Raw genomic sequence first — 11219 nt, 5'->3', positions numbered from 1 at the left:
AGATTTTTAAAAAATCTGGATTCTGTTGAGGAAGTAGGTGTTGACTTAAAGCCAAAAAAGGAAAAATATCCATTTTCTGATGTTAAAAAAATATTAAATAATACTAGTTTCTAACAGTTAATCATGTTAGTAAATGCTGATTTTCACGTCCATAGCTGTTTTTCAATGGCATCATCAAAGGACATGGTGATTAGAAATATCGCTCCCAAATCTAAACTGAAGGGATTGCAGCTTCTGGGAACCGGTGATGGCTTTCATCCGAAGTGGCTGGACATAATTGAGGAAAGCACAACCTATTCGGGTGATGGGATATACACGGCTGACGATATGGACTTTGTTTTGACAACTGAAGTTGAAGGTAAAAACAGAATCCATCATCTAATCATAATTCCCGATTTGGACATTGCCCGTGAGATGTCAGAGAAATTGCCGTCAAAAAACAAGAATGTTGATGGAAGACCCAAAACAAAGCTTGGAGGAGCGGAGCTGTTGGATTTTGCTCATGAATATGATTGCCTGATTGGTCCCGCACATGCATTCACACCATGGACCGGAATGTACAAGTCACATGACAGCATTTATGACTGTTACCAGAAGGCACCGGATTTTGTTGAGTTGGGATTGTCTGCAGATACTTCAATGGCGGATACCGTTTCAGAACTCAAGGATTTCGTGTTTTTGACAAACTCGGATGCACACTCTCCATGGCCTCACAGATTGGGTCGTGAATTTAATCAGATAGAAGTGGAAGACATCTCCTATTCTTCAATCAAAAAGGCTTTTAAAATGAGGAATGTTAAAGCTAATTATGGTCTGGTGCCCAATTTGGGGAAATATCACATGACCGCATGTACTAAGTGCCATAAATTGATAGATCCTCTCGTTGCCCGTGAAAATAAGATGAAATGTTCATGCGGGGGCACTGTCAAAAAGGGAGTTGACTTCAGAATCTCTGAAATCGCAGATTTCAACAAACCTGTTCATCCCGATTTCAGACCAAAATATGTTCATTTGATGCCTTTGGCCGAAATCATTTCCTCTGTTTATGACAAGGGCGTTACCACAAAGTTCGTTCAGGGAATCTGGCAGAAACTGATTGACAGTTTTGATACGGAAATCAATGTTTTGATTGATGTGGCGTTGGATGATATCAAAAAAATTGATGAAAATGTTGCACTGGCCATAGAATCATTCAGAAATAATACAATTGAGGTTATTCCTGGTGGTGGCGGACAATATGGTCAGATATTGTTTAAAAAAGAAGTTAAAAAGCCTAAAGTTGTCACTTTAGACAATTTTTGAAAAACGGACTTGGAGGGATTTGAACCCTCGATCTTAAGATTAGGAGTCTTACGCCCTTCCAGACTAGGCTACAAGCCCAAAAAATAATTAAGTTTCCTAAATTAATTTTTTTTAAAAAAAAGAATTTATAAGGACGGACCCGCCGGGATTTGAACCCGGGGTCTTCGGATTAGAAGTCCGACGCCCTATCCAGCTAGGCTACGGGCCCTTACATATAGCAATAATAATTTTATTTTTCTTATTATATATAGTTATCTATTATATTAAAAATAAAAAAAGAAAGGATTAAAATAAAATTTTATCCTCTTCCTGTACTTCCAGTTGCATCATCAACACTAATGGTATCTACGGCATTTCCATCTTGATCATAGATGGTGAAGTACCAAATTCCATCGGAATAATAACCGTCGCCAGCGTAACATCCATCTTCTAATACGGCATCAGCTGCAATAGCTTTTGCATCGGAATAAGACATTTGTGTGCTTGAACTTCCACTATCACTACTGGAGCTTGATGAACTTGAATCTGATGAGGATGAACCACTTGATGAACTACTGCTTGAATAGGAATCGCTGCCAGATGAATCACTGCCTGATCCATCAGATCCGGAACCTGAACTTCCAACAGTTGTTGCTACGGAAGAATGATTTAAAGTGGTATTATTTCCAATTCCATTTCCATTATTGTTTGCGCCCATACTAGATAAATTAGAGAATATTGGGTTGTCAGTATTTGTTATACCGTATGCAGTAACTGCTGCAGCGATACATAATACAATAATTATTGAAATGATTATATTTGCTTTATCCAATTTTTTCCCTCCTATCAACGTATTTAATTATAATAAGTAAAATTAGTTTTTCATCTTTTATATATATTTCGATTTGTAATTTTTAAAGACACTTATAAATAATAATTTACATATATAATTTATTGTTAGTTTCTAATTTATAATTGAGGTGACATATTTGAAAGATAGAGTAGTTATATCCCCTACAACTCGTCAAGAGGGCCATGCCGAACTCGTCATGGAAGTAGACGACGAAGGGATTGTTACAAAAGGTATGTATTTAAGTATAACTCCTGTAAGGGGTTTAGAAAAGATGGTTCTTAACAAAGCACCTGAAACCGCTCCTGTTTTATGTCAAAGAATCTGTGGAGTATGTCCTATTCCACACACTTTAGCATCAGCAGAAGCTATGGACATGGCTTTAGGTATCGAAATTCCTAAAGCAGCTAAATTGTTAAGAAAAGCTGTTGCAGCAGCACACGGAATTAACAGTGCAGCAATTCACCACTTCTTAGTTGCACCTGACGTTGTCCCTGAAGACAAATTCGCAGATGCAGTTAACAGCGTAAGTGAAGTAAGAAAACATGTTCAATATGTTGTTGACATGATTGCTGGTGAAGGTATCCACCCATCCGATATTAGGGTTGGAGGAATGGCAAGAAACATTACACCATTTACTAAAGAAAGATTAATCGAAAGAATGACTGCCTTAAAACCAATACTTGACGCACACGTTGAATTTATTGCAAACTGTGTTCAAGAAGCTGGTTTACCTGCAGATTTAGGTGTTGTTAACCAACCTTTAATGGCTATGGATGCAACTTACGGTACCAACGACTTTGATATGGACAAATTCTCAGAAGTATTACCTGAAGCATGGTATGATGACCCTGAAATCGGTACAAAAGCATGTTCAGTAATTCCATTATGGGAAGGCGTCAATGTCGAAACTGGTCCAAGAGCAAGGATGGAAAAATTCTCAGGCTTCAAAGACAAAGGTGTAGTCGCTCAACATCTCGCTCGTGCTCAAGAAATGTTGAAAAATTACGACGCTTGTATGGAAGCATTAGATGCAATTGATACTGCAGCACCTGCAAACGTATCTTACGATAAGAGAGGAACTGGTGAACTTGGATTTGGTGTTATTGAAGGTCCTAGAGGAACTGACGTACACATGGCTCAAGTCAAAGAAGGCAAAACCCAATTCTACTCAGCTATTGTACCAACTACTTGGAACATTCCAACCATGGGTCCTGCAACCGAAGGATTCCACCATGAGTTAGGTCCACATGTAATCAGAGCTTACGATCCATGTTTATCCTGTGCTACTCATGTAATGGTAGTTGACGATGAAGACAAATCCATTCTCAAAAATGAAATGGTGAGAATCTAAGTAGTGGAGGAAAATTTAAATGCCTTATGATTCGGAGATTATTGTCATAGGATGCGGAAATGTATTATTTAAAGATGATGGATTCGGTCCGGTCATCATAAACTTGTTGCAAAAATATTGCAACGACCAAAATGATTATTATGACCCGGCTGTCACAGCTTATGTTGAAGATGAATTCGACAAGGACATATTGGCTGAAATCCAGCAAAAATTTGAAGGAATAACATTACCAGACAGTATACAGTTCATTGACGGTGGAACTGCAGCTCCAACAAACTTTTTCCCATTATATGAAGAATATGATTGGAAAAAACTGATAGTTATTGATGTTGTGGAATTTGATGCAGAACCTGGAACTGTTGATGTATTCGATCCGAATATAATGAAAATAGGAAAATATGACAATCCTCATGGAATGACTGTTGAAGAACCGCTTCAGAAAATATCTGAGAAATGTGAAGTGGTTGTTGTAGGTTGCAAACCTGCTTTAATTCCGACTCCGGATGTGGATTTGGGTTTAACAGAACCCGTAATCAAGGCTGTTCCTAAAACTATTGATCTAATTTTAAATGAAATTAGAAGAAAAAGTTGAAGCTGCTCCTGAAAAACCTGTTGAAGCTGCTCCTGCAGAAGAAACAAAAGCTGCAGCTAAACCACGTATTGGTTACATTCACTTAAGTGGTTGTACTGGAGATGCAATGTCTTTAACCGAAAACTACGACATTTTATCTACCGTATTAACCGATATGATTGATATTGTTTACGGACAAACTTTAGTAGACAAATGGGTTCACGGTACTTACGCTGAAGAAATGCCTGAAATGGACTTATGTTTAATTGAAGGATCCGTATGTTTACAAGATGAACACAGTGTACAAGAATTATTAATGGCAAGAGATTCGCACGTGGAGGTCAACAAGCACAACCTAAACACGAATCTTTCGCACCAATCAGTTCTTTAGTTAAAGTTGACTGTGCACTTCCTGGTTGTCCTGTAGCTCCTGAAATGATTGCAAAAACAGTTGTTGCATTATGTAACGGAGACATGGAATACTTACAACCTGCTATTGATAAAGCTGCTTGTAACACCGGATGTGGCTGTGACGTGTTAACCAACGTAATCCGTAACGGATTATGTACTGGATGTGGAACTTGTGCTCTAGCTTGTCCTACAAGAGCTATGGGCTTTTCTGAAGGTAGACCTAGCTGTGATAGAGACAGATGTATTAAATGTGGATCTTGTTATGCAATGTGTCCAAGAGCATGGTTACCTATAAAAAGAATTAAAGAGGAAACTGGATTATAGGAGGAATGAACATGCCATTAGGAACTTATAAAGAAGCATTATCTGCAAGAGCTACTGATAGCAAAATTACTGATGTATCACAAGACGGAGGAATTGTTTCAGCATTACTCTGTTACGCAATTGATGAAGGAATCATTGAAGGTGCAGTTGTAGCTGGAACTCCTGATGAAGATTGGAGACCTATTCCTACTGTAGTAACTTCCGCTGATGAAGTTATCGCAGCAGCAGGTACCAAATACTCAATGTCCCCAACCTTATCCGCTGTTAAAGAAGCTACCCGTCAATATGGTTTAGAAAAAGTCGGTGTTGTAGCAACTCCATGTCAAACCCAAGGTTTAAGAAAAGCACAAGCTTACCCATTTGCAAGATTTGTTGCTGATAAAATCAAATTAATCATAGGTATCTACTGTATGGAAAACTTCCCTATGGCTTCTCTTGATACTTTCGCAACTGCAAAATTAGGATTTGACTCCTTACAAGATGCTACCAAAATGGACATCGGTAAAGGTAAATTCTGGTTAACCAAAGACGGCGAAGACTCTGGTTTAGCTATTAAAGAAACCCACGGATACGAACAAGCTGGATGTAACATCTGTATGGATTACGTATGTGAATGGGCTGACGTATCAACCGGTTCTGTAGGATCTCCTGACGGATGGTCCACTGTTTTAACCAGAACCGACGACGGTGAATCAATTTTCAAAGCTGCTGTTGACGCTGGTTTAATTGAAACAAAACCAATGGACGACGTAAAACCTGGTCTTGGCTTACTTGAAAAATTAGCTAAAGGTAAAAAGGACAAAAACGGCAAAGAACGTGAAAGAAGAGCAAAAATGGGATTACCACTTCCTGTGGAATACTAATTCCACTTCTTTCTTTTTTTTATTTTTTTTAATCAACTTCTCACTTGAAGCATACTTTTTTTAAATTAATCTTTAAATACTATTTTTGTTAGATATATCTAACAGTGAGGTGTAATATGAAATTTAATAGATTACTTGTTTTCTTGATTGCAGTCGCATTTATCTTATCGGTGAATTTTGCATTTGCGGTTGACGAAAACGTTACTCAGGCGGTATCTGAAGTTGATGACAATCTAGTTGAACTTCAGGATGCTCCACAGGATACATTGACTGATGATTCTGGAGATATAATAAGTCAGGATACATCTAATTACCAAGAACCAGTTCAGACAATTAAGATGGGCAAAGTTACCAAACGTTATAACGGGGCAATTGAATATCAGGCAACATTTTATGATGCCGACGGCAATCCATTAAAGAACAAAGAAGTTTATTTTGAAGTGGATGATTCCGCTGACTATTCAGTAGTTACCGATTCCAATGGTGTTGCATTGCTGACTGTTTTTATTAAAAACGGTAATCATAAGATTGGGGCATTTTGTACTGATCCTCTAGGAATTAATTACGATAATATCAAAGTGTTTGATGTTTTAAAAGGCAATAAAAACATCAACATGTATTATGACGGTGGGAACACTTATAAGGTTCGTGTTTTTGATGATAATGGCCAACCTGAAAAGGCAGGTAAAAAAGTCATGTTTTCCATTGGAAAAAAGGTAGTGTACAGATACACAGATAAGAACGGTTATGCCCAATTCAAGATTCATTCAACACCAGGAATATATGAGATTGGGGCAAAATACCAGAACTTTTTTGTAAAGAATTATCTTACTGTCAAACAGGTCATAAAACCATTGACTTCATTTAAAGATAAGGCAGTTAAATCAAAAATTAAATATAAGGTTAAATTATTGGGTAAAAACAATAAAAACAAAGTGATTAAAGTTAAATTTAACAAAAAGACATACAAAGCCAAAACCAATAAGAAAGGAATAGCAAAGTTCTATCTTAAAACTCCTAAAAAGGTCGGTGTCTATAAAGTCGTCACCTCTTACAAGAAAACAAAAATAAACTCAATATATTCCAAATATTATGCATAATGAAGAGATTGCTCTCTTCATCTTTAATTTTTTAAATGGTTGTAACGGTACAGCCTTCTTTTTCAATAATTAGCGTATGTTCCTTTTGGCTTACAAAGCAATCCTGTTTTTCACGTAGCGGCGCATATGCATAAACTGCCATTGCCTCTGACAATTGCTTTAAGGCAATGCTTCCTTTTCTTTCGCCAAATTCATTTGTAATCCATCTTCCTGAAAATGGAACAAACCTGTGGTTGTTTTGAATATATTTCAGGACTCTTTGTGTGCTTTTCATTCTGAACGGCCTGTTTTTCAGGTATGAGAATATGTAATGTCCTGGGGCGTCGTTTACGATTCCCTCTCCGTTTGTTGCAAAGGGTTCGATTGCCACCGCTTGGCCTTCCTCTAAAATGTAGTGGTCATGATTGTCATAATTTGGGATTGAAATTCCCGCATGCAGGTTATTCTGTTCCAGACTATGTCCTGTTAAATTGAATATAGGGTTTAATTTGTATTCGGAAATTGCTTCATGGACCGCTTCACCGATCTTTGAGACTTCAATCCCCGCTCTTGCAGTTGCGATTGCAGCTTCAAGGCCTGCTTCGGATGCTTCAACTATCTCTTCATGCAGATTAATCTCATCTTGTGTGTAATTTTCGTCAATGTTTCCGTCGGCTATTATTGTAATGGCGGTATCTGCAATGTATCCGTCAACCATTGCTCCCAAATCCAATTTTACCATATCTCCTGCCTGAATTGTTGTTTTATCTCCTGCCGGGGAGGTATAATGTGCAGCCACTTCATTCAATGATACGTTGCAAGGAAATGCAATTTCAGCGCCGGATTTTAATATTTCGCTTTCTACATATTCCACCAGGTCAATGACCAATGTTCCTTCTTTTATCATTTTTGAAGCTTCGTCACGTATTTTGGAAGCGATTTTTCCTGATTGTATATAAGATTCCATCATAAGTTTTTACCTTCTGTGTTAATCAATTAAATATTTAATTGATAAAGTTTATATATTAATGTATTAGTATACATTATATATTAATTGGAGGTTAAAAAATGGATATTCCTACAATACCTAACCAAATGTTTTTATTAATTGTTTTGGTAATCATAGCTATTGTATTAATTATCATTGTTTTCCAATGGAGAAGTATTGCTCAATCCAAAAATTCAATTGCAATTCTTGAAAAGGAAATTGAGCTTAAGAAAATGTCCATGGTTGAAAAAGACATCGAATCTAAAAGATTAATGGATAATCCTATTCCATTACCGCAAGACCAGCAAGATCGTCTTTCTGAAATTAGGCAATCTACTACTGAAGCAAGAAGTCGTGTTGGTTTCCTTCATTCTGAAATCAATGAAAGATTAGCAAGATTGGAAGCTGAAACCGAACAGAGAAAACTTGAAAAAATGCTTACAGAAATTGAAGAAAAAGAAAAGAAACTTAAAGGAATGAAATAGGTGAGAATATGGAAGCTATGGAAGTGATTGCAGTCATAATCCTAATCGTTGCAATTGCAGTTTTAGTTTATTATTATTTATTGAATAGTCCTGCAACTATGGATAAATTACGTTCTTATGTTCCAACAAGTGCTGATTCACATATGAATGAGGTTTTAAGCACTTCTTCAGATTATGCGGATTTATCTAAAGAAAAAATTTCCGAAAAAGGTGATTCTATGGGAAAAAGAATCAAAGTTAAATTAAGCGACATTGACATGTCCGCTTTAAACACTGATGCTTTTTCTAACAAAATCGATGCATTTCTGGATGCTAAAAGCGAAGAATTAATTAAGGACTGGTCTTTAGCTACAACTGAGGATGTGGAAGATCTTCAAGCTAAATTTTCAGAAACTACTGCTAATGTAGATAGTTTGGAAAAAGATTTCATTGAATTCAGGAAATCTTCTGAAGAATTCCAAAAATCCACTGAAGAAAAGTTAAATGACTTGGATAAAAGAATCGAATCATTAGAAAATAACTGATGTTATTTTCTTTAATTTCTTTCGATTTTACGAAAACTTTATATATTAATAGTAACCTAAATAATAATGTTACTGATTTTCATATAGCAGGGTGGGGTAGTCTGGTGAACCCGCAGGGCTCATAACCCTGAGATCCCTAGTTCAAATCTAGGCCCTGCTAATTTTAATTAATATTTTTTGGCAAGTTAAAGACAGCTGCTGGTTATTTTTTAACTAAGGAAACTCCGCACATCAAACAAGACTACGGCGTTGAAAAACGTATACTGAGAAGTATGACTCTGGAGCAGAAACGACACGGCTTTTAATGGTAGACGATGATATTTAATTGAGGACATTAAAAGAAACGGTGAAACGGCCACTCCGTAGGATGCAAGAGCAAAGTTGCCGATAATCGCTTGTGTAGGCAAGGTAGCTCGCTAAGATGAATGCTGATAAAACAGAATGTGGGTTACTCTTAACATGCCAAAATATTAATTATTCTTTTTTTAAAATTTTTCAAGATAAATGAAATATTCATGGAATTATTATAAGTGTCATAGTTTCATTTGCTTTTATTACGGATTTATTAAGTGATTCTCTAATATAATTTAATAATGCGTGAACAATATTTATTAATTTATGCAAATATGAGCTTTGAATGTAAGAAAAAGTTTTATATTTAAAAATATATATCTAATATTATGTTTGAATTAACAAAAAGGGAATTAATTGAATCAATAATCGTATTTATTGTACTTTCAATTTGTTTTGCAATATCAAACACCAGATTTGATGTTAATGCTTTCATTTCTATTTTACCAATTGTCATGATTGGTGTTGGGTTGGGAACCATATTGCATGAGTTTGGACACAAATTCGTGGCTATGAAATATGGTTACAGGTCTGAATTTAAATTATGGCCTATAGGGTTGCTGATTGCATTTGTCACATCATTTTTTGGAATTGTAATTTCAGTCGCCGGTGAAGCTCGCATCTTTGCGGACGATATATCCGATGAAATCCAAGGCAGGATATCAATTGCAGGGCCAATGTTTAACATTGCACTGGCATTAATATTCATAGTAATTGCAGCCTTGGTATATCCGTTTAATGTCCATTCAGATATTTTCCATTTGATATATTTAATTTGTACTGTCGGATTCTCGGTCAACAGCTTTTTGGCCACATTCAACCTGCTTCCTTTCTATACCTTGGATGGAACTAAGGTTTTGAAGTGGAATGCCATATATTGGATTGCAGCATTTGCAATTTCCGCAAGCATGATGTTGATATCTATAACAATTGGTCCTGAAAAGATGGTCCTGTTATTTATGGGGGGATAATTTTTCCCATTTTGGCATCTCGAATATATTTTTTTTTAAAAATCTATTCACATGTCCTGGTGCATATAGACTTAACAAATCAAATTTTCAATTATAGTCTAAGCATTCAATTTATGTAAATATATGATCATTTAAATTAAATAAAAATTAGTAAAATGTTTTTTGAAGGGGTCTACATTTGATAATTCAATGGGCAATTTCAAATCGAAAAAATAATTAAAGTAAATGTAGGGACATTTACTTTTTGACTTTAACTGTTTTTTTGGCGGTAACTTTTCCTGAAAATGCCTTGTAGGTGGCTGTATATTTTACTTTTTTGCCAACTTTAAGCTTTTTAAGGACAGATTTTTTAATAGTTACTTTGGCAATACCCTTTTTATTGGTTTTTGCAGTGTATTTTTTGCCTTTGAATTTAAACACGATTTTTTGGCCTTTTGCCACTTTTTTGCCTTTCTTCAAGGTAGCCTTTAAGACAAGCTTTTTAGCGGATTTTTTCACGGTAACTTTTTTCAATGTTACTTTGTAGTAGACGAATTTACATTGTGATGTGGTTCCGCCATATACGTCTATGCCTTTTTGTGCTTTGTTTTCTTCAAAGGTACATTTAACCGCTTTTGCACCGTGCTTATCTGAAGCACTGGATTTAAATCCATAAATTGCTCCGCCGTTCTTTGCAACATTTTTTAGAAATGTTGAGGATTCAATTAGGTTATTGAAGTAGGTGACTCCTGAAACCCATTTTCCATTTTCATAATGGCCTGTCAGTGCATGGCATCTGAAGTAGACTGCACCACCATATTTTGATGCGGTGTTGTAGTTGAATTTTGAATTTCTTATGAAGAGATTCTTATTTCCAAATACTGCACCTCCATCTTCACCTGCCTTGTTTGATGTGAATGTGCAGGAGTTAATGTCGATGTGAGAGAACGCATAGACTGCTCCTCCGCCATGGCCATTGGCTTTATTGTTTGTGAATACACAGTTGGATATTGTATCTTTTCCATGTTCAAGAGCGGCCTGCATCAATGTATAGAGAAGGTTTTGATCTTCAGTTGCATTGCCCCCATTAAAATACTGGTAATAGAATTCTGCACTCTTTTTGAATGTCAGTGAAAATACTGCACCTGCGTCTCCTCCTGCGGAATTTCTGTTAAATACAGAATTTTT

At 36.2% G+C, this 11219-nt stretch carries 11 protein-coding genes, 3 tRNA genes, 1 other RNA gene and 1 pseudogene; 11 read left to right on the top strand and 5 right to left on the bottom strand.

Annotated features, from left to right (window positions below; all coding sequences use genetic code 11):
* Positions 1 to 123: 123 nt before the first annotated feature.
* Positions 124 to 1302, top strand: a complete 1179-nt coding sequence (locus QZN27_RS07955) for a TIGR00375 family protein (RefSeq protein WP_296786105.1) — start codon at positions 124 to 126, stop codon at positions 1300 to 1302.
* A gap of 4 nt (positions 1303 to 1306) precedes the next feature.
* Here the strand turns inward: QZN27_RS07955 and QZN27_RS07950 are convergent.
* The 3 genes from QZN27_RS07950 to QZN27_RS07940 all read right to left on the bottom strand — a co-directional run bounded on the left by QZN27_RS07950 (position 1307) and on the right by QZN27_RS07940 (position 2113).
* Positions 1307 to 1380 (bottom strand) — tRNA-Arg (locus QZN27_RS07950).
* A 56-nt stretch (positions 1381 to 1436) separates the two neighbouring features.
* Positions 1437 to 1510, bottom strand: a tRNA-Arg gene (locus tag QZN27_RS07945).
* A gap of 90 nt (positions 1511 to 1600) precedes the next feature.
* Positions 1601 to 2113, bottom strand: a complete 513-nt coding sequence (locus QZN27_RS07940; RefSeq protein ID WP_296786103.1) for an endoglucanase — start codon at positions 2111 to 2113, stop codon at positions 1601 to 1603.
* 157 nt (positions 2114 to 2270) lie between these two features.
* Between QZN27_RS07940 and frhA the strand changes: the two genes are divergently transcribed.
* The 5 genes and pseudogenes from frhA to QZN27_RS07915 all read left to right on the top strand — a co-directional run bounded on the left by frhA (position 2271) and on the right by QZN27_RS07915 (position 6754).
* The gene (frhA, locus tag QZN27_RS07935; protein WP_296786100.1) at positions 2271 to 3485 is read left to right on the top strand and encodes a coenzyme F420 hydrogenase subunit alpha; all 1215 of its coding nucleotides are present in this window, start codon (positions 2271 to 2273) and stop codon (positions 3483 to 3485) included.
* 19 nt (positions 3486 to 3504) lie between these two features.
* Positions 3505 to 4077, top strand: a complete 573-nt coding sequence (locus tag QZN27_RS07930; RefSeq protein WP_296786097.1) for a hydrogenase maturation protease — start codon at positions 3505 to 3507, stop codon at positions 4075 to 4077.
* Positions 4055 to 4791, top strand: a pseudogene (locus tag QZN27_RS07925) (4Fe-4S binding protein). The gene QZN27_RS07930 and the pseudogene QZN27_RS07925 overlap by 23 nt, the downstream one beginning before the upstream one ends.
* Positions 4792 to 4802: 11 nt before the next feature.
* Positions 4803 to 5654 carry a coenzyme F420 hydrogenase subunit beta gene (gene frhB, locus QZN27_RS07920; protein ID WP_296786108.1) on the top strand — a complete coding sequence of 284 codons (852 nt, stop codon included), beginning with the start codon at positions 4803 to 4805 and terminating at the stop codon, positions 5652 to 5654.
* Between the two features lie 116 nt (positions 5655 to 5770).
* Entirely contained in the window at positions 5771 to 6754 is a 984-nt protein-coding gene (locus QZN27_RS07915; protein WP_296786093.1) for an Ig-like domain-containing protein, read from the top strand.
* Between the two features lie 31 nt (positions 6755 to 6785).
* On the opposite strand, the gene map is transcribed toward QZN27_RS07915, so the two are convergent.
* Entirely contained in the window at positions 6786 to 7703 is a 918-nt protein-coding gene (gene map / locus QZN27_RS07910) for a type II methionyl aminopeptidase (protein ID WP_296786090.1), read from the bottom strand.
* Between the two features lie 98 nt (positions 7704 to 7801).
* Between map and QZN27_RS07905 the strand changes: the two genes are divergently transcribed.
* The 5 genes from QZN27_RS07905 to QZN27_RS07885 all read left to right on the top strand — a co-directional run bounded on the left by QZN27_RS07905 (position 7802) and on the right by QZN27_RS07885 (position 10052).
* Positions 7802 to 8206: a hypothetical protein gene (locus tag QZN27_RS07905; protein ID WP_296786087.1), complete on the top strand. Its 405-nt coding sequence runs from the start codon at positions 7802 to 7804 to the stop codon at positions 8204 to 8206.
* Between the two features lie 8 nt (positions 8207 to 8214).
* Positions 8215 to 8730 (top strand): hypothetical protein, encoded by a 516-nt coding sequence (locus tag QZN27_RS07900; protein ID WP_296786084.1) that lies wholly within the window; start codon positions 8215 to 8217, stop codon positions 8728 to 8730.
* Between the two features lie 85 nt (positions 8731 to 8815).
* A tRNA-Met gene (locus QZN27_RS07895) sits at positions 8816 to 8890 on the top strand.
* A gap of 20 nt (positions 8891 to 8910) precedes the next feature.
* Positions 8911 to 9193: RNase P RNA component (gene rnpB, locus QZN27_RS07890), an RNA gene on the top strand.
* A gap of 217 nt (positions 9194 to 9410) precedes the next feature.
* On the top strand, positions 9411 to 10052 hold the full coding sequence (locus QZN27_RS07885; protein WP_296786082.1) for a site-2 protease family protein: 642 nt from the start codon (positions 9411 to 9413) through the stop codon (positions 10050 to 10052).
* A 237-nt stretch (positions 10053 to 10289) separates the two neighbouring features.
* Here QZN27_RS07885 and QZN27_RS07880 read toward each other — a convergent pair.
* Positions 10290 to 11219, bottom strand: a 930-nt coding sequence (locus tag QZN27_RS07880) for a right-handed parallel beta-helix repeat-containing protein (RefSeq protein ID WP_296786079.1), incomplete at its 5' end; no start/stop codon positions are given.

The sequence above is a fragment of the uncultured Methanobrevibacter sp. genome (genome assembly GCF_900316895.1).
In the GTDB taxonomy this organism is placed as follows: Archaea; Methanobacteriota; Methanobacteria; order Methanobacteriales; family Methanobacteriaceae; genus Methanocatella.
Note: the sequence above shows the minus strand (reverse complement) of the source record. Positions and strands in the feature narration are given on the sequence as shown.

Excerpts from the sequence above, each read along its gene's own strand:
- map (WP_296786090.1), bottom strand. The coding sequence starts at position 7,703 with ATGATGGAATCTTATATACAATCAGGAAAAATCGCTTCCAAAATACGT.
- QZN27_RS07930 (WP_296786097.1), top strand. The coding sequence starts at position 3,505 with ATGCCTTATGATTCGGAGATTATTGTCATAGGATGCGGAAATGTATTA.
- QZN27_RS07885 (WP_296786082.1), top strand. The coding sequence starts at position 9,411 with ATGTTTGAATTAACAAAAAGGGAATTAATTGAATCAATAATCGTATTT.
- frhB (WP_296786108.1), top strand. The coding sequence starts at position 4,803 with ATGCCATTAGGAACTTATAAAGAAGCATTATCTGCAAGAGCTACTGAT.
- QZN27_RS07905 (WP_296786087.1), top strand. The coding sequence starts at position 7,802 with ATGGATATTCCTACAATACCTAACCAAATGTTTTTATTAATTGTTTTG.
- QZN27_RS07900 (WP_296786084.1), top strand. The coding sequence starts at position 8,215 with ATGGAAGCTATGGAAGTGATTGCAGTCATAATCCTAATCGTTGCAATT.
- QZN27_RS07915 (WP_296786093.1), top strand. The coding sequence starts at position 5,771 with ATGAAATTTAATAGATTACTTGTTTTCTTGATTGCAGTCGCATTTATC.
- QZN27_RS07955 (WP_296786105.1), top strand. The coding sequence starts at position 124 with ATGTTAGTAAATGCTGATTTTCACGTCCATAGCTGTTTTTCAATGGCA.